The sequence below is a fragment of the Streptomyces sp. NPDC090077 genome, assembly GCF_044747545.1.
GTDB lineage: Bacteria > Actinomycetota > Actinomycetes > Streptomycetales > Streptomycetaceae > Streptomyces.
Genome location: NZ_JBIVEG010000043.1, coordinates 18089 through 43887, shown reverse-complemented (window position 1 = coordinate 43887; position 25799 = coordinate 18089). Strand labels below are relative to the sequence as shown.

Sequence of the window (25799 nt, the reverse complement as noted above, 5' to 3'; positions counted from 1 at the left end):
AGCCCTGTCCTGGCCGTTGCGGTCGGGACAGAACTGGCTCATGCAGCCAGCCGGTGCGAGGCCGGGGCCGGGGCCGTCATGCAGCTGCTCGGGTCCACGGGAGTACCGTCGAAGCACCCCAGGCAGCAGCCGAGCCTCTTGGAAAGGCAGATGCAGAACCGGCGGCCGCATTCACCGCAGGTCTGCCGGGCCGCCATCGCCTGGTCCAGGGCCCGCTCCTGCGCAACCGTCGGGACGCGCTTGGGCATCGCCAAGTCGACGCGGAGCAGGAACCCGCGGGTGGGGTGGCTGCAGGACCACTGCAGCCGGTAGGAGCACCACTTGCAGCGCAGGATCGCGACCGAACCGTCGTTGCCGCCGGGGCTGAGGCCCATTTCCCGTAGCTGGCGCCGGGTGACCAGGCCGTCGGGGACGGCCCCGCGGTCGTACTCGGGCATCAGCGCGTCGCTGCGCGGCACCCGGTTCACCTCGCGGCGCTTCTTCCGCGGGCGCGGCATCACCTGCTCCAGGCGGTGGGGAGGCTGTCGGGATGGTGGGGGTAGCGGGGGCCGGGGCGCTGCGGGCGGGGCCGGCCGATCCGCCGGCGCGGGCGGGGGATGAGCACGAGCGGCGGCTTCCATCAGGGTGCGGCGGGCGGGGGACACGGTGACCTCCGGGGGAGGGCCGGTCGCCTGGTCTCGGGTGACCGGGCGCACACCGCCCGGCCCCGGCGGCCGGCGTGCGGGGCCGGACAGAGCCCGGCCGGTCAGCTCTCGGGGAGCGCCTGCAGGCGGAAGTCCGTGCTCCACGCGGTCACCGAGACCTTCAGGACCTCGGGTTCGTCGTCGGCCAGGCGCTCCAGCTCAACCGTGATCCAGCCGTTGGTCCGCTGGAGGGACAGGCGGTGGAGGTCGAGGTGGAACAGGCACAGGCTCACGTTCTCGTCCCGGGCCCGCAGGCCGCGCACGAGGGTACGCAGCTGCTCACGCGCGGCCGCGTCATCGGGGCGGGCGGGGATTGCGCGGGGCACCGCCCGGCATCCGGCCGCGTGGGTGTTGGCGAGCTCGGCCGCCTGCTCCAGGGACAGCAGGGTGCCGTACTTCGACGTAAGCCTGGTGGTCTGGTGGTGGCAGCCGAGGCAGGCCACGACGTGGAACCCGGTGCAGCGGTAGACGAGCACGACCGCGTAGCCGAGGGTGAGGTACCGCTCGACGACGGTGACGCCCTCGGGCGTCCAGGTCTCGGCGGTCTCCGGCCACGGCTCGGGGGCCGGCGCTTCGACGGGCTCGGGACGGCGGGTGAACCAGGTAAGTGCCATGGGAGCTGCTCCTTGTCAGTCAGGCGGTGGTGATGCCGGCGATCTGCGCGGCCTGGGTGCCGGTGAGGGTGAAGCCGGGGGCGGCGAGGAGCGCTTCGGCGACGGCGGTGATGCGGTCCCACTCGCGCTCGACCCTCTGCCGGGCGGTGGCCATGACGTCGTCCCAGGCCAAGCCGCCGTCGGGGGCAGGCCCGGTCTCGGTGACCTGGACGCCCGCGGCGGCAAGGATGCTGAGCGCCATCTGCTTGTCGTGCTCGGCCGTGCACAGGCGGGCCGTCTCAGAGGTGAGGCGGCCCGCTTCGGCGAGCTGGTGGAGGTCGGCGGCCTGACCGGCGGCACCGCAGACCACGGCGACGTCCAGGTAGGTCCCGAAGGACCTCGCCCAGGTGGTGGCGCCGGTCCAGCCGGTGAAGCCGTCGCGGGTGATCGGGTGAACCCGGACGAGCTCGCAGGTGAACCCGGCCAGCTGGCCGAGCACGGTGTGCCCGGCCTCATGGAAAGCAAGCCCGCGCTGGATCAGCGGAAGCGGGGTGGACTGGTAGCGCGCGTGCCGGTAGGGCGTGTGCTCGTCGAGCTCGTACATCGGGTCCTTCTCCTGCTGGTCGGCGGTCGTCAGCGCTGCGCCCCGCCGACGTTGTGCTGGTGTCGGCGGGGCGCAGCGGGCGGAACGGCTATGCGGCGGGTCTGTGGGCCGCAGGCGTGCGGTGTGCTCCTTCTCGCTCGCGGATGTGGTGGTGCGTGCGGCCGGGCGGCCTGTCCGGCCCTCGCCGACCGCGCAGGGCGGGTGAGCGAGGGCCAGGCAGGGCGTCGGGTCAGCGGGCGGCGCGGGCGCGGAGCAGGCGGGCGGCCCAGGTCCGCAGCCGATCGAGGCGGGTGGGGTGGGTATGCCGCCAGGCGGTGTCGAACACCTCGTCCTTGGTCGGGAAGGATCGGCGCGCGCCGCAGGTACAGGTGTAGGTCCAGGCGTACGGCTCGGGGCGGGTGTCGTCGAGGGTGGCGGTGACCTTGGCGTTGATGCCATTCCTTCGGTGCTCGGTGGTGGCATTGGACGAGCGGGCGCGGGTCAGCGCCGGGGGGTGGGGTTGAGGGGGGACAGGGACGGTGCGCCTCCCGTGTGGGAAGCGCGCCGTTGCGGGGCGGCGGTCAGGCGGCCTCTTCGCCGGCCTCCGGCCGGGGGCCCAGGGCCACCTTCGAGGTCTTGCCTTCCTTGACCCGGTGGATCTTCCCGGCCTTCTCCAGCTTGTTCAGCACGTTCGCGAAGGTCGACTCGCCGACTCCGCAGGCGGCCTGGAGCTGGCCCCGCTCCACGTAGTCGATGTCGTCGGGGTCGATCTCGTCGCCCTGGTCGAGCATGTCGACGTACATGGGGTCGGACTGGTCGCGGAGGGCGGCCAGGACCTTCTCCTCCGATGTCAGTTCCTTGGCCTTGGGGAGGTCAACGCCGGCGAACGACGTCCCGGCCTCGCCAGTGCCGCCTTCGCCGTCCTTCTCCTCGAAGCCGGGGATGGGGGTCATGGCCAGCATCTCCATGTGCGACTCGTCGCCCCACCAGGGCACGTCCACCGGCGCGAGGATGTTCTCCGGCCGGATGTGCTCGGTGGCGTCCTCGAGAGTGTCGATGCGCATCATGCCCGCGCGGCCGCCCGGGGCAGCAACGTAGCCGAGGCCGAAGGTGCGGCGCGGGTCCGACTCCGCCAGCGTGGGGTCGTAGACCAGGGAGTCGTCCTCCTCCACCCACACCGGCGGGATCAGGGAGGGGTCGATCCCCTCGAAGCCGGGGGGCAGGTCGCCCAGGTTCACCTGGTCGCTGTCGGTGCGCAGGATGATCCAGGTGCCGCCAGCCAGGAGGTTGGCGCGGATCGCCTGCTCTCCGCCGAGCTGGTCGAGGTTGACGGTCTGGTTGATCAGGACCCAGGGCATGCCCATGGAGCGGGTCAGCGAGGCGCCGTCCTTGACGATCTTCACTGCCTCCTTGCGGTTGGGTGCGCCGGGGGCCAGCATCTGGGCGGCCTCGTCGAGGATCGTGGCGCAGTAGGGCCGCATGTCGGAGGGCACGAAGTTCTTCAGCTCCAGGCGGGCTGCCTCCTCGATCCGGTGCTGGAGGACCCACCAGGACAGCCGTATGGCGCCCAGGGCGCCGTACTGCGTCAGGCCGCTGTAGGCCGCCATCTTCGGGATCGCGGGATTGCTGGCGCCCTTGGGGTCGCCGTAGATCTGGGCCATCTTGTTGGCGTGGTAGGCCAGGCTGATCATCTGGCCCGTGCCGCCCTTGCCGGATCCGGTGGTACCGGCGATCACCACGTGGAGGGCGCCCAGCTTCGGGTCGAACAGCTGGATCTTCGCGGGGAACCCGGAGACGATCTTCCCGATGTTGACCCAGCCGCCCGGGGTGGCCTTGAGCGAGTCCAGGCCCTGGAAGTCGTGGCCAGCCTCCAGCGGGTTGTGGTCCATGACGCGGATGATCGCGCGGCGCGGGTCCCGTCGTCCCGGCTCGTAGGAGACGAGGTCGATGGAACGGCGCAGCGCGCCGGCCAGCTCCCCGAGGTTCACGACGCGGGGAAGTGCGTCGAGGTCGTCGTCGGCCACGACGCGCGCGACCTGGCCGCCGGTGTTCACGTCCTCGCCGACCTCTTCCAGGTGGGTCTTGGCCAGGACGCGCGCCTGGACTCGTTTCCAGGCGCCCTGGAGCGTGGAGGGGTCCAGCTCGGCGCGCTGCTTGTACCAGACGGTGATGAACGCCTCCCCGGAGTGCGCCCCGTACTTCAGGGTGATGTCGTCGACCGACCGGCCGAAGAGGCTACTCACGGCCTCCTTCGACACGTTCACGGAGTCGCCGAGGGCCGCGGTGATCCGTCCCTCCCAGCGATCGGCGTAGATCACGACGTCGGAGAGGACCTGGTTGCGGTGGCGGCCGTTCTTCGGGTCGCTGATCACCCGCCCCCAGGCCGCGATCATCTTGTCGGCCAGGGTCACCGGGCCCGGAGTGCCGGTGTGGGACAGGGCGGCCTGCGTCGGCGCCTGCTGCACCTCGATCCTCCGGCGGCCGAAAACACCGCGGAGGCGCCAGCCGGTGAAGGCGACCGCGGCCCACCAGCCCAGCGACAGAATCCCGGGAACCGTGGTCGGCTCGAAGACGCCGGCCAGCAGCGTCTCGGACGCCTCGGCGCCGCCCAGCTGGCCCAGGGCCAGGCCCATCCCGGTGGTGATCGTGGCGATCCCCATGGTGTCGCGGTGTGCCCGCGCGATGTCGATTCCGGGGAGCTGGTTCGCCCAGCGGCCCAGGCGGCCCATGTAGTTGGCGCCGGCGAACGTGGCGCCGACCAGGAACCCGGCGCCGGCGTAGGCCGCCGCGTTCGGGTCCAGGAAGGGGGCCAGGATGCCCACCCCGACAGGGAGGACGACCTGGAGCGCCGCGGCGGCGCGCTCCGCCGGCTCCGCGTTCGGCACGGTCTTGGTGAGGGTGGACATCGGGGGCTACTCCTGTCTGGATCCTGGGGTGATCCGCAAAGGGAGCGGCCGGCCCGGGGGATCCGTTCCCCGGGCCGGCCGCTCTGTTGGTGGGTGGTGCTATTCCTGCTCGAACCAGTCGCGCGAGACCTTCTCCAGGCCCGACACACTGGAGCGGTCGAACGCCTCCTGGAACCCGCCGTGGGTGGTGCGGGCCTGGTCGCCCGCCGCCTTCGCGGCCCTCGCGGTGTCGGCCGTCCTTGCCGCGTAGTTGATCGCGTTGTCCGAGACCCCGCGGATGATTTTCGCGAGCTCCTGGCACTCGGACAGGGAGTCGCGGTCCACGCTCTTGGCGCCCAGCGCGTCCGCGTCGGAGGCGGTGTCATCGGCCAGGATCTTGATGTTCTCCGCTGCCCTCTTGACGCTCTCCGCGTTGCGGGCCAGGGCCTTCTCCTTGGCCTCGGTCCTTCGCACCAGGGCCTTGTACGTCAGCTCCGCCATGATCGTCTCTCCCGTCTTCTCCTACGCGGCGGGCGTGTAGGAGCCCTTGTCGTTGTAGAAGCGGAGCTCGGCCGGCTTCGTCTCGTCGCTGTCGACCACCGCCTTGTACAGCGGCGCGTACCGGGTCCCGATGTTGGTCAGGACGACCTTGCACATCTCCGCCGCACGCTTCGCGCGCCGGTGGAGGTCGGCGGCCTCCACCGCCTGGCCCTTCGCCGCCTCGGCCAGCTTCGTCAGCTTCGCGGCCAGCTTCTCCCCGCCCGCAACGGCCTTCGCCTGGTCGGCCAGGTCCTGGCAGTCCTTCGCCTCGTCCGCCGCCTGTGCCTGGAGCGACTTGCACGCCTCGGCCACCTTGATCAGGTAGGTCTCCTTGGACCCCAGCTTGCGCTCGTACTGCTTGAAGTTGCGCAGCTCCTTACGGCTGATCGACCCCACGCCCAGGTTCAGCGTGTTCGCGTCGATGTCCCTGATCTGGAGGGGCTTCACGTCCGTGCTCACTCCGTCGTCTCCTTCATCCGGCGGGGCGATGACGAGCGTCCGGCCGTTGGGCCCGGTGACCGTCGTCCCCTTCGGGTTGTCCTTCTTCGGATCCTGCTGCTGCTTCGCCTTGTGGTCGGCGTGCGCCTTGTCCAGCCGTGCGTGCTCCTTGCCGTTCTCCTCCTTCTTGTCCTGGTAGCCGTCCTTCGCGCCCTGCGCGTACGCCTTCACGTGATCGACCGCGTTGCGGACCGCGGAGCCGTCGCCGTGACCGACCTCCCGCGAACGCTGGAGCGGGGTCCGGCTGCCGGGGCTGGCCGCGCCGTTCTTGCCAGAGGAGCCGCTCGAACCGGATCCGCCGCCGCTCCCGGAGCCGCTCTTGCCGGATCCGCCACCGCTCCCCGAGGAGCCGCGCGAGCCGGATCCGCCGCTGGTCCCGGAGGAGCCGCCCGAGCCCTGGCCGCTACCGCCGCCCTTCTTCAGGTCGACCCTCGCGTCCTTGCCCCGGTCGGCCTTGTCCTTCGAGCTGCCGGAATTACCGCCGGAAGAGCCTCCGGACGTCGAGCCGCCGCCGTTTCCGGAGGCACCGCTCTTTCCGTCTTTACCGGCCTTTCCGCCAGCTCCCGCGTTTCCCGCGGAGCCGTCCTTCCCCTTCCCTGCGGGGTCCTTCGGGCCCTTGGGGCTGGTGTCCTTCGGCGATCCGCTGCTGCCGTTTCCACTGCTGCCGCGCCCGCCGCCGGATCCGCCGTTCCCATTGGCGCCGGACGAGCCGCGCCCGCCGCCTCCGGTGGCGCCGCCGCTTCCGCCGCGTCCGGTCCCTGTGGAGCCGCTCCCGGTGGAATTGCGGCCCGAATTCCCGCCACTGCTTCCGCCGGAATTGTGGTCCCCTCCACCGGCCCCTCCGGAGCCGTTTCGTGTGGGAAGTCCGGGCGAGTTCATGACCGTGGTGTTCCGGGTCTCTTTCACCTGGTGCGCGCTGGCTCTGGCTTTCTCCAGGTCCAGCCGCTTGTTCACGGTCCCGCCGCCTTTCGCCCAGCGGGTCGCGCCCGCCCGGATCAGCGTTTTGAACACACCCTCCTTGTGCCGGGTACCGGCCGCGTCGGATCCGGCGCCGGTCAGGTCCTCGGGGGCCTTGAACGACTCGCTGGTGACGCCTGGGGAGGAGCGGTCCACCACTCCGTCGGGGTCCGCCTTCGCGGCAGGGTCGTCCCCGTCCGGCCTGGCCCCGGCGCCGGTCGCGGTGACCGGTCGGGCAGGCTCCACCGCAGCCATCAGGGCGGCCATGATGCCGGTGTCCGCGGCGGGGGCCGGCGCGGTGCTGGCGGCCGGCGCAGCGGGCGGCTCGGGGGGCCCCACAGGGACCGGGGGCGCCGTATCGGTCGCCATCATTCCTCACTCTCTGTGGTCGCCGATGGTTCCCTACTCCTTCCCTTCCAGCGGAGAGCAGCCGATCACCGGGCCATGGGGGGACCGATTGCGGTGCTCTCCGCCAGGAAGGGAGGGAGTAGGTAATCACCATGTGTAACTATGCGTCGGCCTTCTTGCCCTTGCGCGCGAACACCGCGACGGCCAGGGCGCCGCCGGCGACGAGACCCAGCAGGGCGGGGGAGTTGATCCCGCCGTCCCCCGCGTTCCCGGCAGCCGCCTGGGCGCTGCCCGCGGCCTGCATGCCGGATGCGTCGGTGGTCTCGTACTGCTGCTTGCAGTCCGCCACGACGGCGCTCCTCGGGGGCGATCCGTACCCCTTGTCCAGCTGGCTGGAGGAGTCCTTCACGCACTTGTCGACGGCCGCCTGGATCTTCTCGGCGGAGGCGGTCGCGGCCTTCTTGTCGCTGCTCATCTGCTCGTTGCGGATCCTCATTTCCTCGAGCTCCAGTTTCTTCATCTGGATCTGGAGGGCGGCGGCTTCCTTCTCGTCTTTCGCGACGGCCGCCGAGTGGACCTGGAACCAGATGGTTCCGCCACCGACGATGGCCGCCCCGGCCACTGCGATGGCGGCCTTTCCCCGGCGGGTCAGACCGGCCTTCTTGTGCACGACCGGGGTCCCGTACGGCCCTTCTTCGGCGTACGGGGAAGCGTCCGGAGCACTGTTTCCGAAGGTCATTCCTGCTGCCATTCCGGCCTGAATTCCTTCGAATGCCCTCTCTTCGTCCGGTGTCATTTCAGTCTCCGTTCTTACGTGCCATGTCGGAGGCCGTCGAGATGGTGGCCTCCACACCTCGGAAGGTGTTGTGGGAAAGGTCGTTCCATTCCCAGAACTGCATGTTCACGCCCTGGCGGGCGAGCTGGGACTGGAGGTAATTCACGGCCTTTCCCCGGTCGATGGTGGTGACGTGCCCGGTGGATTCCAGAAAGGTCTGGGCGCCCCGGATGCACATCCGTCCGGTGGGGGAGAAGTCGAAGGACTGGCACCAGCCGTAGCGGGTGAGGACTTCGATCACCTGGACCAGGTGGAACGAGGGCTTCAAGGGACGCGGCTCCTGCCAGAGCCCCAGGTCAGCCATCGCGGACCGGACCCCTTTGGGGATCAGTCGCTGGCCCCAGGTCGGGGGGTCGGGCGCCCAGATCTCCAGGGCCGGCGGGATCACCGCGGGGGGTGCCAGCGCGGGCGCCGGCGGGGTCGTCGTACGGGGGAAGCGCCCGGTCGTCGTGGGCATGCTGTGCTCCTTTCTTGCGTGAGTCGACAAGGCGAGGCCCCCCGCTGATCACGCTCCAGCGGGGGGCCTGCGTGCGCCTGAACGCGCGTCGGGGATCTCCAGCCGCTCGGGGCGGTGCCCGAACTGGGTGTAGGGGAGATGGGTGCGGTCGTGGCGCGGGACGGGTGGTGCTCGGTTGTGCCTGGCCCGCTGTCTGCGCTCGGGGGCGCTGTGTGGGCGAGCGGCCTGCCGGCCGTGGCCGTCACCGGTCCGCGCTCGGAGGGAGCGCGGACCGGGGGCGACCATGTGCGGCAGGACGGTGGTGCGGCCGGTCCGGTCAGCGGACCGTGTGCTGCTTGAGGGCGACGGCGATCTGTCCGGCGCGGTCCGTGGCGATGGTGCCGCCCTCGGTCCGGACCGCCTTGGCGATGTTGGTCCGGTTCAGCGGCTCCTTCGCGGTCCGGAGCCGGTCCAGCGCGGTCCGCTCCTGGTCCGTGAGCGTGATGACCGTGAGGTCCGGACCACCGTCCTCTCCCCGATCCGGACCGAAGTCGCCCTCCGTGGCTTCCTCGTCGGCCGGTCCGGTGCGATCCGGTTCCTGCGGCCCGGCAGCGGCATCGGCGGTCCGGACCGTCACACCCCGGCCAGCTGCCGGGCCCTGGGCGGCGGGCACGGCCCGGGATCCACGGTCCGGACCCGATCCGGTCCGCAGGTCAGCGCCCTGCGGTCCAGCCGGACCGGCCTCCAGGGCGAGCGCCGGTCCGCCGGTCCGGTCCGTGGCCCCGGCGGTTCGGACCGGACCGTGGACCGCGTTCCGGTCGCCCGGACCGGACCGGACCGAATAGCCGCCGTGCTGGACCGGGCGGACCGGAACCAGGCTGGCCACCGGTCCGGACCGGTCCATGCGGGTCAGGGTGAGGACGGTGGGGATGGCAGCCGGTCCGTGGTCGTCGGCCGCAATGCGGGGGACAACCACGCGGTGCAGGGCCAGACCGGTCCGGGCCGCCTTGCGGTCCGCGAGCTCCGCGCCCGCTGCGGTCCAGGCCCGGTCCAGCGTGGTCAGGTTCGGGTCGGTGATCGCGAGCGACCAGGCGGTCCAGCTGTGGCGCGGGTAGCGGAACCAGCGGACCGCCCCGATGGACGGGCGGGCCTTGGCGACCTTGCCCTCCTCACGGAGCTTGCGGCGGTGGATCAGCGAGGCGTACAGCTCCCACAGCACCATGCCCACGATGGACATGGCGGCGAAGGCGACCGCCTTCGGCGTGAAGTGCCAGTAGGTGATCTGCTCCGTCCAGATCTCCTTCTTCGCGTCCCACACCCGGCTGCCGGGCACCGGCTCACCGGAGGCGTGCCAGAAGTTCATGACCGCCGCCCCGAGGGCAAAGATCCATGTGGAGACGCGGTAGAGGGTTCCGGCGTCGCCGCCCTGGCGGGCCTGGTGGTACATCCAGCCCACGAACGCCGTGCTGAGTTCCCAGGCGGCCGCGAACAGGATCGTGAAGGGGACGACCCAGCCGAGGATGTCCTCAGCGAAGCCGGCCTGCCCCGTCCACGCCACGGCCATCGGCGCGGTGATCGGGCCGATCACCATCAGCCGCTCCGCATTGACCTTCACGAACTTCTTCACGCGGTCGGCCACGGACGGCTTCCCGGCGCGGTCCGCGGCCCGCAGCTCCCGCAGCTTCGCCCTGCGGGCCTCCTTCGCGTCCCGGCGCTGCCCCTTAGCCTCAAGCTTGAGGCGCTTGCGCTCCAGCGCCCGCTCCGTGCGGTCCATAGCACGCGCCATCCGCGCCCCGGCCTCCGCGACCAAGTCGTCGGCGGCCTTCAGCGTGACCTCCGCGTCCGCTTCCCTCAGCCGGGCCTGCACCAGCGCCCGCTCGGCTTCCTTGAGGTCCGCGTCCCGCTTGGTCCGAGCAGCGGCCAGGATGCGGTCGGCCTCCTCGCGGGCTGTGCGGGTCAGACGGTCCGCATCCTCAGCCGCCGTCGCCCGCAGCAGGCCGATGTCCTCCTTAGCCAGCGTCCGCGTACGCGCCGCATCCGCACGGGACTCCTCCCGCTCGCGAGCGGCGTCCTCACGCAGCTCGGCGGCCGCCTTCTCCGCCCCGGCCTTCACCTGCGCGGCCTGGGCGCCCGCGCTCTCACGCAGCCGCTCAGCCTCGCCGCGCGCCTGCTCCAGGAGCTCGTCAGCGTCGGTGGTGGCACGGGTGCAGATCTCCGCCGCGGTGCGCTCCGCAGCCGTCAGCAGCTCGGTGCGCACCATCTCCATCTCGGCGAGGGCCTTCGCGGCACTCTGCGCGGCCTCGGTGCGGACCTGCTCCGCCTGCGCGGCCGCCGTGGCGGCGGCCTCCTGCGCCTGGCGGTGGGCGTCGGCGAGCAGCTGCTCGGCAGCCGCGTTGGCGTCGGCGAGGACCTGGTCGGCCTCCCTGGCCGCCGTCGCCGTGACGGTGTCGGCCGCCGTGCGCGCGTCAGCGAGCAGCTGCTCCGCCGTGGCGTCGGCCTGGGCGCGGACCTGGTCGGCGTCGGCGGCCGCGGTGGTGGCGGCTTCCGCGCGGACCCGGTCGGCGTCCGTCGCGGCGGCGTCCAGGAGGCGGGATCGCTCGCCGTGGGCGGCCTCGGTGATCGAGGCCGCCTCAGTGCGCGCCCCGTCCAGCAGCTCGGTGGCGAGCACCTGGCCGTCGGCGAGGATCCGCGCGACGTCTTCGGCAGCCTGGTCCCGGAGGTCGGCGGCGCGGTCGGCGGCGTCGGCCAGGAGCGGGTCGGCCTCCGGGAAGACCAGCAGCACCGTCTCCTCGGGGGCGGCGGCCTGAGCGGGAACGGAGGCCGGCGTCGCCGGGGCCTTGGCGCGCCCGTTGCGGGTCTTCGGGTTCGCCGCGGGGCGCCGGCGGCGGGCGGCGGGCTTGGTGGCCACGGAATGTCCTCTCTCTTCCGGGCGCCTCCGCGAAAGGGCACCGTGGATCTACGGCGGTGGGTAAGGTCGTCCCAGGCCCTCCGGGACCCCGGCAGCTCAAATGCCGGGGACTCGAAGGGCCGTCTGCGCGGAACAGGCGGTCAGCGCTGGGCGGGCAGTTCCGGTCGCCGGTTAGCCGTCGCGGCCTGCTGGGCAAGCCAGGCCATGGCAGCCGCCGTCATGTCGTCCGCCGTGTCGGTGTTCAGCGGGGCGGTGTCGATGTCGCGCATCGCGTCGATGGCCGGCAGCAGCCTCATGTAGTCGGGGCTCACGGCGGTGATTTGGCGACCCGACGGCAGCGGGGCCAGGTCGTAGGTGGCACCGCCCACGCAGATCCGCTCGGCACGGCAGACGAAGGTGTGGCCCTCCTGCCCGGTCCAGACCATCTCCGGGTTGCGGTAGAGGACGTACTGACCCCGCTTGTAGGTGGTCGCGGGGGCGGTGCTCTGGGTGGTGTCGCGCACGGCAACTCCTGGCGGTTCAGGTGGTCCGGACTGTCCGGCTCCCAGTCACCGCCCGCACCGGCCGCCGAGATTCGGCGGCCGGTGCGGGCGGATCAGACAGCCGTCAGGCCGACCACGCGGTGGTGCTGGCCAGGGAAGCGGCCGCACTGGCCTTCCCGCTGCGCGTCGTGCCGCCGATGAGCGGGTGGGTGCCCGCGAGGAGGGGAAGCGCGGTGTCCACGGCGCCGGTGGGCCGGTGCGGGGCGACGATCCGGCCGTCGGGGAGCAGCTCACCGGTGTCGTCGAAGGTGATCAGGGCATTGCAGAGGAGGCTCCAGCCCTGTTCCGGGTGGGAGGCCACGACGCGCGCGGCCTCGCGGTCCGGGCTGTCGGCCGTCGGGCAGGCGGGGTTGTGGGTGCAGAGCGATTCCGGCAGCCGGGTGGTGGCGGCGGTCGTCGCGGTGTCGGTGCTGGTACGCATGGGCTCTCCTGCGGGGATGCGGGCCCGAGAGTCTCCCGGGCGGGAGGCGTGCGAAAGGCCGGCTGCCCGTGTGGCGGGCGACCGGCCTGGTGGAGCAGCGCGGTGTGGGATCGGAGTTGGGTGTCCGTCCCGCACCGCGGTCAGCCATACCGGGGCTCAGCCGTGCAGGCGCCGGCCGAGGTCGTGTTCCTGGTTCGTGCGGCGGAGGTTGTCCTCCAGGCGCTTCTGGTCGGCGTCGGTCATGCCGCCGCCCCCGCCCCGTTCCTCGCCTTCCGGGCCCGGTTGCGGGCGGCGCGGCGCTTCATCGCCCGCCGCTCGTCCTCGGACAGGCCGCCCCAGACGCCGTCGTCCTGGCCGGACTCCAGCGCCCACTGGAGGCACTGCTCCATGACGGGGCAGCGGCGGCAGACGGCCTTGGCCTCCTCGATCTGCAGGAGCGCCGGACCGGTGTTGCCGATGGGGAAGAACAGCTCGGGGTCTTCGGCGCGGCAGACCGCGTTGTGTCGCCAGTCCATGCCGGTCACCGCCCTTCGCGAACGCGGCGGAGGGCCTCGTCCATGATCGGGTCGGAGTCGCTGTCGTTCCGTGCGATGCTGGTGGGCATCAGGTCTCCAAGCGGGTCCTGGACAGCCCCGGAGGGTCTCAAGTCACCGGGGCTGTCGTGCTGTTCAGGCTGTTCGTACGAGCAGCCACGGCCCCGGCCGCCCCCGAGTGCGGGGCGGCCGGGGCCGTGGGCGATCGTCTCCGCGTGCGAGTCAGAACTGGGTGCGCATCCAGGCCGGGAATCGGCCAGCGCACCGACCGCAGTGGGTCCGACGGAGGACCTGACGCCATCCGGCAGCGGCTGCGCGAACGAAATTCAGCTCGGTGGTCCCGCAGTGCGCACACTCGGACTGCGCAGGAGCCCCCTCTGCCGGATGACCGTCACGGGTGTACCTGCCCAGCTCCGCCTGCCGCCGATCGTGACGCTCCAGGTGCTCCGGCTCCTGCGGAACCTCGGGGCCATCAGCCGGACGCTCCCCGTCCGGGAACTCCTTCCGTGCGGCGTCGGCCACGCCAACCTGCACCTGAACCGCCTCCCAGTCGGCCACGCGGCCAGCCGGGGTGCGCTCGGCACGAGCCCGCAACGTCCGGTCGGTCTGCGAACTGAACGCCTTGGCCAGCACCGTGGTGGCTTGGCGACTGGAGGCTTCCGTGGCGGCGTCGGTCAGGGCCTGGCGCCACTCGGGGATCGTCATGTCGAACTCGATCCGGCGGTTGCTGCTCTTGCAGTGGATCGCGTCGGCAACGCTGGCCTTGCCGGTGTGGTGCGGGACCAACTTCTGCACGCGGCTGTTGATGCCGGTGATCGGCACCCACGTGCCGCAGTCCCCGCAGACCAGAACGGCCTTGAGCGGGTCACGGAGGTCGACGTGCGAGGGCAGAAGCTTGGAGAGCTTGAGGGCGGGTAAGGCGCTCACCCGCTTTGTGCGGGTCCGACGGGGGCGTTCCTTGGCGGTGGGCATCGCGGCAGTAATGGCCATTGCAAATCTCCTCATGTGCGAAGGGGAGGGGGAGTAAGCGCTTCGCGGTGCTCTCTCCGCCCACCAGGCCGCACGGGTGATCCCGGCGTCCTGACGGACGGACAGCGCATAGCGCTGCATGCAGGAAGTCGAGAACCCGGGGATTTGGTGTTGCCATCGACCCGGCCCCCTCTTACGAGGCGGACAACTTCCTACGGTCTTGCGGTAGTCGGTGTTCCGCGAGGACCACCGTCTTACATGCATCAGGTTGCATCAGGTACCCTCAGGTGTCAAGCGGTATAGTGAGGCAACCAGATGAACCTGAAGGAGGCGAAGGCACATGTCCGGGCCACCCCGAGCCGACAATCGGCCGCCGTACGCGCGCATCGCGGGCCACTACCGCGACCTCATCAGCTCCGGGGCCCTCGCGCCCGGCGACCTCTTGCCCAGCATCAAGACGCTGTCCACCGAATGGGGCGTCAGCACCGCTACCGCGGACCGTGCGATGCGGCTGCTCCGCGAAGAGAAGCTCGTGCAGGGCATCCCGGGCGTGGGCACGGAGGTGATGGCTCGCCCCATCTCGCTGTCCTCCGGATCGGAGCGTCACGACCGCAGCAACAAGACTCAGTCTTCTTGGGGCGTTGGCGAACTGTCGTCCGGCCACACGGCCGGCATAGTCGAAGCTCCCGAGGATGTTGCGCACGCGCTTGGCATTACGCCTGGTGACGACGTGATTCGCCGCAGCCGTGTCTACCGAGACGATCACGGCGTCGTCTCCCACTCCACGTCCTGGATCCTGGCCGATTTCGCCCAACTGCTCCCGGAGCTGGCGCGCAGCGCGCGGCTTAAGGGCGGGCTGTCGCTCGACTTGATCGCTAAGGCCACAGGACGGCAGGTTGCTAGGCGGATTGACGAGGAGTCGGCACGCATCGCTACCGCGGACGACCTCGAGCTCCTTGAGCTGGAGGCCGGCACGACTGCGGCGATCCTGGTCCTCACCGCGCGGTTCATGGATGCCGATGGCGAGGTGCTGGAGTACGGCGTGGACCTGGGCGCCCCAGGCCGGACGCGCAGGACGACCTCAGAGGTCCTGCGGTGACTACACGCGAGGCCGAGCTCTTGGACGACACCCTCGCTGGCTGCCTTGAGCGCCGGCTGGACGTACTCCTGCACGCGCAGCGCACCGACACCCTGCCTCCGGAAGGACGATTCGAGATCCGACGCATCTCCGCAGCACTGTCCGGCCAACCGGGGCCTGCTCCACGCGCAGTCCTCCTGTCCGGCCTGCAGGGATCCGGCAAGACGTTCCTCGCCCGCGCTTTGGAGCAGGCCGGATTCCGGCGCCTCTGCCCGGACGAGGAGATGTTCCGCCGGTACGGCCACTACGGCCGAGACTTCCCCCGCGGCGAGTTCAAGGTCCGGGAAGCCCCCGTCCTGAAGGAGATCGCCCTTGAGCTCCAGGAGCTCCTTGCGGCTGGGCACGACGTCGTGGTCGACCACGGCTTCTGGACTCACGAAGAACGGGCCCACTGGGCAGCGACCGTGATGGAGGCTGGCGGCACGCCCGTACTGGTCTACCTGCCGGTTCCGCACGAGGTGCGCTGGGGCCGGATCCAGGAACGCAACGAGCAGTCGCTGACCGACGCCAACAGCATCCACTTCAGCGAGGAAGACCTTCTGCGCCACGCGGCCCGCTTCGTCCCGCCGACCGACGGAGAGCCGCACATCCTGTACGACGGACATCCGGAGCATGTCCTGGCGGAGCTCCGCCGTGCACGCCCTTCCTCGGATGGCGGCCCCCATTGACCCCTACCTCCCACACGCAGCACCGGGCATATGTTGACCATGACCGTGCTCGGGTCCTGCCGCCGCGAAAAGTGACAGGACACGGTGACATCCTGAATGTCACCGCCACTTGTCACCTCCGTGCGATCAACAGGCCGTGCGATGCTCGGCCGCAGAAGGGCCGGCCTCCACTCCGCGGGCATCACCCGGACGGAGCTCAGGCTGCGTCGCTGGACGGTAGGGGGAAGGGGATCGCGATGGTGGACGAGCGCCCGGCCTGGGCGCGCCGGATGGTGGAGGAACGTGCCGCGCGGGACTGGTCTCAGCTCGATGCGGTCCGCGCTTTAATGGCCCGCCTTCCCGAGGACCAGGTCCTAAGCGAGCAGGACTTGCTGCGGCAGTGGAAGCGGTGGGAAGCAGGGGAAGCGCAGCCGATGAAGTACCGGTCGGTGATCGCCCAGACCTTCGGCACAACCACCGGCGCGTTCTTCCCCGAGAAGCCCCGCCGTGACGGACGCGCTGAAATCTTGCAGGTCACCGGCATGGACACCATAGACATCATCGCGCGGCTGCGGGCATCGGAGGTCGATGTCTCGACGCTGGACGCGCTGCGGATCACGGTGGACCGGCTGTGTTGCGAGTACGCGTACATGCCCGCCGAGCAGCTGCTCGTCGAAGGCAAGGCGTGGTTGGCCCGGGTCGTCGGTCTCCAGCACCAGCGCGTGAGCCTGGCCCAGCACCAGGAAATCATCACCCTCGCCGGGAAGCTGGCACTCCTGGTGGGTTGTGTGGAGTACGACTCCGGGTTTCCCCGCGACGCGGAAGCGACTCGGCAGGCCGCGCTGATGCTCGGTCAGGAGGCCGGGGAGCTGAGCGTGCAGGGCTGGGCGCACGAGATGCGTGCCTGGTTCTCGCTGACCCGGGGTGACTACCGCGGTGTCATCGCGGCCGCGGAGGCCGGGATCGCCGTGGCGCCAAACGAGAGCGTGGCCGCGCAGCAGGCCAAAGCGTGGGCCCGGCTGGGGGACCGGTCGCAGACCGAGGTGGCGCTGGACAAGGGACGCCTGCTCCTGGAGCGCCTTCCGTACCCGGAGAACATCGAGAATCACTTCGTCGTCGACCCCGCCAAGTACGACTTCTACCGGATGGACGCGCTGCGTCGGGTCGGGGAGAACCGTCTCGCAGAGCAGCTGGCGAACCAGGTACTCAGGGCCGGGACGGACTTCGACGGCACGGAGCGCTCGCCGATGCGGAACGCTGAGGCCCGGGTCACTCTCGGAGTGGTCGCGGCCCGCGAAGGAGACCTCGACACCGCGCTGGCGTTCGGGGAGAAAGCCCTCGCCGGCGAGCGGAAGTCGCTGCCGTCGCTCGCAATGGTGGCTGCCGACCTGGGGCAGGCCCTCCAGTCGCAATACGCCCACGCCTCCGAGGCCCAGGCATTCGTCGCTCACCTTCGCGAACTTCGGGGTGGCCAGTGACCAGTGCGGCGTTCAGCATCGCTCCTATTCGTCCCACCGTTGTGTCCGGTTGTGGGGCTGGGCTGTGGATCACTGAAAACGACGTAAACCCCCGGACCGTCCAGAGTCCAGGGGTTCTCGAACAGGGCGAAGCTCCATTTGGGCGACACCTGATGGGAGGTGGTCGCGGGATGAAGGCTACCCGCACTCGCGGAACTACACGCGCTGCTGCGCCGTTTCACCATCGCGATCACACCATCGGGCGCGCCTTCGGGTATGCCGACGCCCGCCTCGAATTGAAGGGGGTCGGGGTGACGTAGCGTCACCGGCCACGCGCGCCGATAGGTGGAATGGCATCCACCTGGCCCCGCGCGGCCCGTCTCGCCGATCGGACTTCGCACCCGTATCGGCCGCCCAGTCCCCGGTTTTGGTGCCGGTTCTGGGCTCCAGCTCATCGAGCTGGTCTTTCTCACCTTGTAACACCCCGCCTTGGCAGGCGGGTCCACCGGTCCGCTTGGCAGCGGGCCACCCGGCACGGCAGGTGCCCCTTTGGCAGGGGGCCTCTGTCGAGCCTCTTGCTTCATCCCGGGCTTCGGCGGCTTTGGCAGGCCGTCGGGCTCGGGGCTCCGCGTTGGTGTCCATCCATACGAAGCGCTTGGCCGTGTTCGGGTCCCTTGGCAGGGGCCTGGTCGCGGTTGTGGCGATCTATATGAAGGTTGGTGTCCCCGTAATAGTGCACGACGTCACCGCTCCTTGTCAGCTCGGCCTTGTCCGATTAGGCCTGATTCGAGCTCCCCGCGCTTCCCGTGTGACGGAATCAGCTGCCCCTGTTTGCCCTGTTCACGGCATTAACCACGAAGATTCCTGGGGTCGTAGTGTCACACGGACCCCGGTCCGGCGTACCTATACCAGGAGGGGGGCCCATGTCCTCCTGACGGCACTCGTGGCCAGAACGTTCCACAGCTCCGTCCCGCAGGGCGGGACGTGCTCGCAGACTTCTGCCCGCCCCGCGGGACGGAACAGGGCTCCCGCCGCTTCCGGGACTCTGTCCACAGGCTGCCTGCGCCAGGCTGCCGAGATGATCTCTATCTCGTCCGTCCGGACGGGCCGGTGAGCGCCGTGGCGGCGCCGGCCGCTGTGTTCCCGCGTCCCCGTACGGAGTTGTCCGTCCCGGCCGGGCCGGTCCCGGAGCGGGCGGGGGGGCATCCGCTGTCGCTCGGGCGGGACGCTCGCGCCCGCCTGGGCGGTGCGGTGCGGGTGCTGCTGGATGTGGCCGGCCTGAACGGTGTCTCGGACGCGGTGCGCCTGGCGGTGGTGGTGTTGGCGTCGCGGACGCCGTCAGAGACCGGTGTGGTGGAGATCCGCACCTCGGAGCTGGGCCGGTGGATCGGGCTGTCCGCGTCGCACGTGGCTTCCAATGTGGTGCCAGTGCTGCGCCGCTCGGGCGTGGTGTCGGTGGAGACAGCGGAGGGCGAGTACGGCCAGGACGACGGGCTGAAGTGCAGGGTGCTGCCGCTGTGGGCGGCGCAGGACGTGGCCGGGCACCCGCTGAACCTGGCGAAAAAGGAGTACGCGACGCTGCTGCGGCTGCTGGAGGCCGTAATGGCGCCGGGCTGGACGCACCGGGACGGCTCGGTCACCCCGGCCGGGCTGATCGGTACGCGTACTGGTCGCGGCGCGGCAACGGACCGCCTCGCACTGCTGCTGCTGGTGCTGGAGGCTCGGGAATCCGGGCGGGTACGGCAGTGCGGCGGCACGGTGGACACCAAGCGCGGCCGGGCGGCCGCGACGGTGGCCCGGTTGCTGGGCTGCACGGCGTCGGCGGGGGAGCGGGTGCTGGAGCGCCTGGAGGACCGGGAGCTGGTGCTGCGGGTGCGTCTGCGGACGGGCTCCGGGCTGGCGGCCCGGACGCGGCTGATGGTGCCGGCGGTCGCCGCCGCGCACGGCCGTATAGTCGCTGACGCCGTCCAGGAGGACCGTGTGGAGGCCCTGGAGCCCGAGTTTTCAGACCCCGACGTTATGGCAGGGCCTGGTGAGTCGCCGGACCTGGTGACGGAAGCACAGGTCAGCGGCTGCCCGGTGAAGGATGAGGCTGCTGTTGCAGAGCCCGACGTTGCGGCAGCCCTTCACACTGATCACCCTCACCTGGTTACTCCCGTCGCTCCCCCGCAGCTTTCTGGTGGCTTTTCCGGCGAAGGCCGTGGTGGGAACCACGGTGTGCCGGACCGCGCGTGCACGCGCGAGGACGGCGGCCCGCTCCGCGGGGAACAGCCGAAGGATTCCCCGGTCGTCGAAGGCATGAACGGCGGCTGCGGGCCGATGGCCGACGGCTCGGTGCGGGTCGTGGACGGTCTGGGTCAGGGCAGGCAGCAGCGGGGGAGGGTGCCTCTGCCACCGGAGGACCTGCGGATCGTCCTGGCTCCGGTCGACCTGGTCTGGGCGCGCCTGGAGCGTCGGGGCGCCCGGAAGCTGGTGGAGGCCTCTGCCCGTAGCGAGCTGGAGCGGGTGGTCGGGTTCGCCGGCCGTATGGACGCTCCGCAGGTCCTCGCCGACCGGATCGCCCGGCGCCTGGAGGACCAGATCCGTCTGGCCGGGCCGATCAAGGACCCCGTGGGCTGGCTGATCGGCCTGGCCCTGCCCCAGCGTCAGCGGTGCGGCGACGTGCGGTGCGACGACCGGGTGCTGCTGGATTCCGGCCGGGACTGCCCGCACTGCGCGGAGAAGCAGGACGACCGCCGCGACCAGCGCCGTACGGTCGCGACCGCCGTCGACGCCGCGATGCCCGGTGCCTCCGAGGCGGAGCGCCGGGCGGTGACCGAGCAGCAGCTGCACCAGGACGTGACCGAGCAGGCGTGGATCCGCGAGCACCGGTGGGCACAGGTCCGCGAGCAGCAGGCCGCCGCCAAGGCCCACCGCGCAGAAGCCGGGGCCGCGCAGCCAGCCTTCGAGGTTCCGGCCGCGCCGATGGTCCCGGTCGTGCTGCCCGCGCAGCGCCCGGCCGCTGTCCCTGCTCCGGAGCCGGAGCCCGCCGTCGAGGACGACCAGGAGCTGGCCCTTGAGGACCTCACCCGGGAGCAGGTGCGCGATTGGCGGGTGCGGGCGCTGAAGGATCACCAGGTGGTGTTCGACCACATCGACCGCTACGGCGAGCCGTCGGCCAGGCGCCTGTTCAGCAACCAGCTGGTTGACCAGGCACAGCACCTGACCGGGCTCGGTCACCTGGACCTCGGCTACACCACCTGGGGGCAGAGATGAGCGGCATCGAGACGCCCGGGGTGGACCTGGCCCGCGTAGCGCTGCGGGCCGCGATGGAGGCGGCCCGGAAGAACGGCGGCGGCCAGAAGGCGAAGCCGATGCCGCGACCGATTCGTACAGTGCGGCGGGACGGCCGCGAGCCGATGGGACTGAGTACGGCGCTCGGTGCGCTGGTCACCGAGCGGGCCTGGGAGCTGCCAGCTGCTGGCGCGACGCTGCAAGAGCGGTGGGTAGCCATCGCCCCCCGAGCTCGCCGGTCACGTCGCCGCCGTGTTGTACGACCCCGGCTCCGGCCGGCTCACCGTGTGCCCGGAATCGTCGGCCTGGGCGACGAAGGCCCGGCTGGAGCAGACCCGCCTCATGGCGGCCGCCGACAGGGCGGCGGTCCGCACCGTGGTGACCTCCCTGCGGATCCTGTCACCCGGCGCCGCGCCCATTCCCGGGCCGACCAATGCTGCTCCGATGGACCCGGCCCCGGCCGCCCCCACCGGTCCGCCGAGGACCAGGGAGACCGCGTGCGAGGGCTACCGGCGCGCCGACGCCGCCCACCAGGAGGCCGCGCCGCCGCGCCGGACAGACCCGGGCATCCCAGAGGCGGTGAAACGCCAGAACGCCGCGACGCGGGAGCTGTCCCGTCGCGCATTCCCGGACGATACGCCGACCCCGATCGATCCTGCCCGCGCACAGCGGCTCCGCCAGGCTGCGGTGACCGAGGCCGCCGCCCTGCGCCGAGCCCGTGCCGAACGCATCGACCGACAGGCCAGCACGCAGACCGCCCTCCCACAGCAGCCTGCTGCGCTGCATATGACGGCGTGACGGCGGAGCAAACAGCCGGGCCGCTGGGCGGCACCTGGTACGTACCGCCCAGCGGGGGCGGGGTGCCGGTTCACCCCGGCGTCGGCGGGGAGCACAGCAGCGCCTCGTGATACACACCACGCCACACCGGTTCACCCCCGCGTCGGCGGGGAGCACCCTTCGTGAACTGCAACGTTCTAGCGGGTTTGCAGTTCCTTTGCCTGATTGTGCGCGTTGAGGGATGCGTTCACAGCTAGACCCTAGCTGGTTTTGGTTTGCGTGACGTTGGTGTCAGGTCGCTGTGTGGTTCGTAGTCTGACTCGCTCGATGAGCAGCGCACCGACACCGTCTACATCCCTACTGCGGCGCTGTCGTGTCTCCTGCTCGGACCGGGTGTTTCCATCACCACCCGCGCCATGGCCACCCTCGCCCGCCACAGAACCAGTGTGATCATGACCGGAGCAGGAGGCGTGCGCACCTATGCCTCCGTCTTACCGGACTCCCTCACCACCACCTGGCTCGAACGCCAGGTCCACTCCTACGCCGACATCGAACGCCGGCTGGCCGTCGCGGTGAGCATGTACGAGATGCGCTTCGACGATGAAGTCCCAGCCGGCATCAACCTGGATATCCTCCGCGGCATGGAGGGCCAGCGGATGAGAACCCTGTACCGTCTCCTGGCCCAGCAGCACGGTATCGGCAGGTTCCGCCGGAACTACCACCCCGACCAGTGGCATGAGCAGGACCCCGTCAACCTGGCCCTCTCGGTAGCCAACACATGCCTCTACGGCATCCTGCACGCGGCACTGCTGGCCCTTGGATGCTTACCGGCACTCGGCTTCGTCCACGCCGGAAAGCAGCACGCTTTCGTCTACGACATCGCCGACCTCTACAAGGCCGAGGTGACGCTGAAAGGGTGCTCCCCGCCGACGCGGGGGTGTTCCGTACCGAGCCTGAGCCGAGCGCGCCCGGCGGACGGGGGCCGCGGTCATCCTGTCTCAGCTCGCTCCCCGTCACGGTGCTGCCCCTGATGCTGCTGGGTCCGTCGCCGGGTGTGCGTGACGCCTGATCACATTTCCCTGCCGCTGTCGGTTCGTTCGGCGTAGCGTGACGGACAAGCGCCGAGTCGACGGGGGTGGGGAGCGTGCGGGGTGACAACCGTCGGATCCAGACGGCGGTGTTGGGTGATGCGGCCTCGGAGGCGCCGCTGATGCTGCCGCTGGAGGCGATCGAGCTGGATGCCTTCCGTCGGCAGCACGAGCAGGACACGTTCTGGTGCGGGCTGCTGCTCGGCGGATGCGGAGCCCAGCTGACCACGAAGCTCTACACCGACCGGGTCTGTCACTTCGCCCATCACCCCGGCCCGGACGGCCAACCCCACATCTGCGGCCGCCGCGCCCGGGGCATCTCCAGCGCCGACCACCTGTACGTGAAGTCCGCGGCCGCCGCCTGGTTCCGGAACAGGGGCGAGGAGGCCGACATCGCCTTCGCCCAGCCGGACGGCGCACCAGTCGGCTCGCTGGTGGACATCACCTCCCGGCACCGCCGCCTGCGCGTGCACCTGGACCAGGCGGTGGCGCCGGTGTGGGACGACGACGGCATCGAGCCGGTGCTGGGGATGTCGGTGCCGGTCGACCGGGACACCCTGATCCGCCGCTGGTACGTGCACCGGATCCGCCTGGACAGCGAAGGCACCGCCCGCCGGGTACAGGTCGGCACCGAGGCGTTCGCACGGCCCATTGAGTGGTTCGGGCTGCACGATTGCGAGATGACCGAGCGTGGGCTTTCAACTCCGGCAGTGGAACAGATCGTGCGGTCCCGGAGCACCCGTCCGTCGTCCCCGTGGACTTCGGGTACGGCCAGGAAAGAGCCGGACGCCCCGGTGCGCGCGCTCGGGCTGCTTCGCCGCCTGGCCGATGCCCGCAAGGTGGAGTCGGCGGTCGTGGTGAGCAGGTTGTGCGACGAGATCGAGGCACTGATCGAAGTGCACGGAGAGACTCGCGGGCAGCTCGCAGTTGTTGTGGAGGACGCGCGCCATTGGCTGGATGGGCAGGCTGAAGTCCGCCGCGAGCTGTTCTGCCATCTCGGGGAGGCGGTGACCGATGAAAACACCAGCCGGGTCCGCCAGCTTCTGGTCCGCGCCAACGCGACAGCCGGTCACGAGCGCACGGAGGAGGAACGGCGCATCGCGGATGCAGCCACTGCCCACCTCGTCGCCCGTGGGGCTGGTCTGCAGATGCTTAACCTGCAGCAGCAGAGGCAGCTGATGGAACGGAAGGCCGCGAAGCGGGTTCGGCGGGCCTTGGAGAGCCTCGATAGCCTCCGTCGCCGTACGCCGACAACGGTCGTGCGCAGGTTGGTGGAAAGGCTGTCTCGTGCGGCGGCTGGCGCAGGCGACCTCCTCTCCCCCGATGAGGTGAGCAAGATCTCTGAATGGAAGGTGCGCGCGGGTCTCGAAAGTGCGAATGGAGCCTCGCCTGTGGTGCCGACGCCGACACGGCCGAGTAACCGAGCTGCTCCGAGGACGGCAGTGCCAGGGCATGAGCAGGTGGCGCGCCGGTTCTGGATCAGGGAACAGTGCCCGCAGTGCTTCGCTGTCGCGGGCAAGGACTGCGTCAATGATGATCGGACCGGTAAGAAGAGAGTCCGGGCACTGCCTCACGAGGAGCGGCTTCGGCCCATCCTGGAGGAACGCAAGATCAGGGCACGCCAGCGCAGGGCAAGGTCCCTTCCTCCGGGCTCGCAGGCAGTACTGGGTGTGGAGTGCCCCGACTGCGGCAGTGAAGCTGGCCAGGTTTGCAGTTCCCCACGTGGGGCGCACCGGGGGCGAGTGGAGCGAGCTGCCGGTCTCGCGTGACGCGATCGAAGCGAGTCCTGAGGCGGTAGATCGGAGCTCTCGGACCTGTTGGTCGACCGGGGTCTGGGGTGTCACCGTGCGGTGCCCGTCGGCCAGCGTGCGAGGGTTGCCGTCGCGCGCTTGCCGCGCGCCAGGCCGTCGCGGTGCCGCGCCGGGTGGACCCCGGCGTCGCGAAGGGGCGGTCGAGCGGCAGGACGCCGCGCTGCGGGAGCTCGGCCGGCGGGCCTTCCCCGATCGCAAGGACTTCGCGTACGGGGAGCTGGCGCTGGTCGGCATCGCTGTCCTGCTGCGGCGCCGGTAGTTTGCCGCCGCTGCGGCCGCAGCCCGGTACCGGGCCCGCGCGAGCGCTCATTGGTCCGGCACCTCGCGTGCCCGCGTTGCCGGCTCGACGGCGAGCTGGGGCTCCTCGACTCCGGACCGAGGCCGGTCGGCTCTGCCCGGACGGGAACGTCGCGGGAGCCGTCCCGCGTGCTGTCGTGGACGGAGCTGTTGCTCAATCCGCCCGTGTGTGCGTGACCAGGCAGTCGGCGGCGGCGAGGTGGGCTTCGACGGCACCGGCGGCTCAGGGTTGAGCGTTGAGGCCTCCACGATGTGGCCTGATCGGCGGTGTCCTGGCGGCGGGCGGTGGCGATGCCGCCGTCGCGGAGCACGGCCAGGCTGCCGTCGACCACCGTCAGCATGAAAGCAGTTTCAAGATCTCGACTACTTGATGACCTTCGCGACGTCAAGAAGTTCTTTACGGACAGCCGAAATCAAATCTGGCCTACGACGCAACTTCTCATTGCAAAAATTTTGAACAGTTGACTAAGGTGACCCGAGCGGAAATCCCGGAGCGAAAGGAAGAGCCGGAATGATCGGTCGGCGCATTTTTGTCGGAGTTGCGGGAATGGCTGGTGTCGTCGCATTAGCGGTTCCGGCCCAGGCGGTGGAAGTTGACGTTACCCAGGAATGGGGGGTCAGTGCGAGCTACCGCCCGAGCAAGGACTTCATCCCCAGGGGTCCCGCCATCCGCCTCGGCACGAAGGGCTGCACGGGTGGCGCCGCCACCTCGTCAAGGACCGAGCTGGTGAAGACCTCCACGCAAAGTGCGGTGTACAACGGAATCTACTTCAACATCACAGGAGGGTGGGTCGACAGCCCTGAATGGGTAGGGGTCGACATGAACAGCTCCTACTATTTGCGTTGGTACGGGAACGGCGGCAAGAAGGCACCCTGCCAGGGCGTCAGCGCCATTCGCTGACCCAGCCGGGGACGACAGTGCCGCTGCGGATCGCTGGGCCCCCATCCTTCTGTAGCGGCAAACCCTGGAGTGCTCTTGCGACGTACCTACGCTGTCATCCTGCTTTCTTCGGCCTTGGCCGTTACAAGCTGCAGTGCGGAAAAACCTTCAGCCCAGGCCTCTGCGCCACCGGTTACGGTTGTTGCCAATGTAGGCAAAGGTGATTTCCAGGGAATGGAATGGAGCGTCACCCTTGGGAGGAGCCGGGACGAGGAATGCATCGTAGCTGCCGTAGGGGCGAAGCAGGTTGGGACGGCATGCAGCATTCCCACACCCCCAGACATGCCTGTAAATTTTGCCTACAATGGGCTTAACGGGAATATTCGACTTGCCTACGGGGCCGTTTCTGGCGACGTTGATTCACTTTCTCTGGTCGCGTCCAACGAGACTGTCGAACTCGCCCTGAAGAAGGGAAGCGGGAAAGACGGGAAGCGTTATTTTGCGTACGCCGCGGCGCCTGGCGAGATGAAGGAGATCCGAGCATTCGACAGTAAGCGAAGCCTGCTCTACTCGGAGCGTGAGAGGTTCACGGAAACCCCGCCTGAAGGTGACCGTTGACCGTCATCACTGAGCAGCGCAGCGTGAAAGGGGCGCTGGTGGACCGGCAGCCGCCGAGCCCGGCGACGGCTATGTCCGTACC

Annotated in this window: 21 protein-coding genes and 2 pseudogenes; 10 read left to right on the top strand and 13 right to left on the bottom strand. The window is 70.3% G+C overall.

The window, feature by feature from the left end; genetic code table 11:
• Nucleotides 1–38: 38 nt before the first annotated feature.
• The 13 genes and pseudogenes from ACIPW5_RS37090 to ACIPW5_RS37030 all read right to left on the bottom strand — a co-directional run bounded on the left by ACIPW5_RS37090 (nt 39) and on the right by ACIPW5_RS37030 (nt 13752).
• On the bottom strand, nt 39–497 hold the full coding sequence (locus ACIPW5_RS37090) for an RRQRL motif-containing zinc-binding protein (protein WP_401255038.1): 459 nt from the start codon (nt 495–497) through the stop codon (nt 39–41).
• 248 nt (nt 498–745) lie between these two features.
• The gene (locus ACIPW5_RS37085; protein WP_401255035.1) at nt 746–1297 is read right to left on the bottom strand and encodes a hypothetical protein; all 552 of its coding nucleotides are present in this window, start codon (nt 1295–1297) and stop codon (nt 746–748) included.
• A gap of 19 nt (nt 1298–1316) precedes the next feature.
• Nucleotides 1317–1880: a hypothetical protein gene (locus ACIPW5_RS37080; protein WP_401255032.1), complete on the bottom strand. Its 564-nt coding sequence runs from the start codon at nt 1878–1880 to the stop codon at nt 1317–1319.
• 560 nt (nt 1881–2440) lie between these two features.
• Nucleotides 2441–4765: a hypothetical protein gene (locus ACIPW5_RS37075; protein ID WP_401255029.1), complete on the bottom strand. Its 2325-nt coding sequence runs from the start codon at nt 4763–4765 to the stop codon at nt 2441–2443.
• Between the two features lie 99 nt (nt 4766–4864).
• Complete coding sequence (locus ACIPW5_RS37070) at nt 4865–5245, bottom strand: hypothetical protein (protein ID WP_401255026.1); 381 nt, start codon at nt 5243–5245, stop codon at nt 4865–4867.
• Between the two features lie 21 nt (nt 5246–5266).
• Nucleotides 5267–7006 (bottom strand): hypothetical protein, encoded by a 1740-nt coding sequence (locus tag ACIPW5_RS37065; protein ID WP_401255024.1) that lies wholly within the window; start codon nt 7004–7006, stop codon nt 5267–5269.
• A 241-nt stretch (nt 7007–7247) separates the two neighbouring features.
• Nucleotides 7248–7838, bottom strand: coding sequence for a hypothetical protein (locus ACIPW5_RS37060; RefSeq protein ID WP_401255021.1), 591 nt, complete (start codon nt 7836–7838; stop codon nt 7248–7250).
• Nucleotides 7839–7884: 46 nt separating this feature from the next.
• Entirely contained in the window at nt 7885–8379 is a 495-nt protein-coding gene (locus ACIPW5_RS37055) for a hypothetical protein (RefSeq protein WP_401255018.1), read from the bottom strand.
• 316 nt (nt 8380–8695) lie between these two features.
• Nucleotides 8696–11266 (bottom strand): hypothetical protein, encoded by a 2571-nt coding sequence (locus tag ACIPW5_RS37050; protein WP_401255015.1) that lies wholly within the window; start codon nt 11264–11266, stop codon nt 8696–8698.
• A 140-nt stretch (nt 11267–11406) separates the two neighbouring features.
• Entirely contained in the window at nt 11407–11769 is a 363-nt protein-coding gene (locus ACIPW5_RS37045) for a hypothetical protein (protein ID WP_401255012.1), read from the bottom strand.
• Nucleotides 11770–11983: 214 nt separating this feature from the next.
• Nucleotides 11984–12229: pseudogene (locus ACIPW5_RS37040) on the bottom strand (DUF5999 family protein); the annotation flags it as partial.
• 239 nt (nt 12230–12468) lie between these two features.
• Nucleotides 12469–12744 (bottom strand): WhiB family transcriptional regulator, encoded by a 276-nt coding sequence (locus ACIPW5_RS37035; RefSeq protein ID WP_401255009.1) that lies wholly within the window; start codon nt 12742–12744, stop codon nt 12469–12471.
• A 240-nt stretch (nt 12745–12984) separates the two neighbouring features.
• Nucleotides 12985–13752 (bottom strand): hypothetical protein, encoded by a 768-nt coding sequence (locus tag ACIPW5_RS37030; protein ID WP_401255007.1) that lies wholly within the window; start codon nt 13750–13752, stop codon nt 12985–12987.
• Between the two features lie 319 nt (nt 13753–14071).
• Between ACIPW5_RS37030 and ACIPW5_RS37025 the strand changes: the two genes are divergently transcribed.
• From ACIPW5_RS37025 to ACIPW5_RS36980, 10 genes and pseudogenes are all read left to right on the top strand, one after another.
• Entirely contained in the window at nt 14072–14830 is a 759-nt protein-coding gene (locus ACIPW5_RS37025) for a GntR family transcriptional regulator (protein WP_401255004.1), read from the top strand.
• Between the two features lie 20 nt (nt 14831–14850).
• Nucleotides 14851–15537, top strand: a complete 687-nt coding sequence (locus tag ACIPW5_RS37020; protein ID WP_401255001.1) for an AAA family ATPase — start codon at nt 14851–14853, stop codon at nt 15535–15537.
• Between the two features lie 236 nt (nt 15538–15773).
• On the top strand, nt 15774–16994 hold the full coding sequence (locus ACIPW5_RS37015) for an XRE family transcriptional regulator (RefSeq protein WP_401254998.1): 1221 nt from the start codon (nt 15774–15776) through the stop codon (nt 16992–16994).
• A gap of 1236 nt (nt 16995–18230) precedes the next feature.
• Nucleotides 18231–20228, top strand: coding sequence for a hypothetical protein (locus ACIPW5_RS37010; RefSeq protein WP_401254996.1), 1998 nt, complete (start codon nt 18231–18233; stop codon nt 20226–20228).
• 273 nt (nt 20229–20501) lie between these two features.
• Nucleotides 20502–21044, top strand: a complete 543-nt coding sequence (locus tag ACIPW5_RS37005; protein WP_401254993.1) for a hypothetical protein — start codon at nt 20502–20504, stop codon at nt 21042–21044.
• A 305-nt stretch (nt 21045–21349) separates the two neighbouring features.
• Nucleotides 21350–21934 (top strand): annotated as a pseudogene (gene cas1e / locus ACIPW5_RS37000) (type I-E CRISPR-associated endonuclease Cas1e); the annotation flags it as partial.
• 233 nt (nt 21935–22167) lie between these two features.
• Nucleotides 22168–23880: a hypothetical protein gene (locus ACIPW5_RS36995; RefSeq protein ID WP_401254991.1), complete on the top strand. Its 1713-nt coding sequence runs from the start codon at nt 22168–22170 to the stop codon at nt 23878–23880.
• Between the two features lie 106 nt (nt 23881–23986).
• The gene (locus ACIPW5_RS36990) at nt 23987–24181 is read left to right on the top strand and encodes a hypothetical protein (protein WP_401254988.1); all 195 of its coding nucleotides are present in this window, start codon (nt 23987–23989) and stop codon (nt 24179–24181) included.
• A 549-nt stretch (nt 24182–24730) separates the two neighbouring features.
• A complete protein-coding gene (locus ACIPW5_RS36985; protein ID WP_401254985.1) occupies nt 24731–25120 on the top strand; it encodes a hypothetical protein in 390 nt (129 codons plus the stop codon).
• A 213-nt stretch (nt 25121–25333) separates the two neighbouring features.
• The gene (locus tag ACIPW5_RS36980; RefSeq protein WP_401254983.1) at nt 25334–25717 is read left to right on the top strand and encodes a hypothetical protein; all 384 of its coding nucleotides are present in this window, start codon (nt 25334–25336) and stop codon (nt 25715–25717) included.
• Nucleotides 25718–25799: the final 82 nt, after the last annotated feature.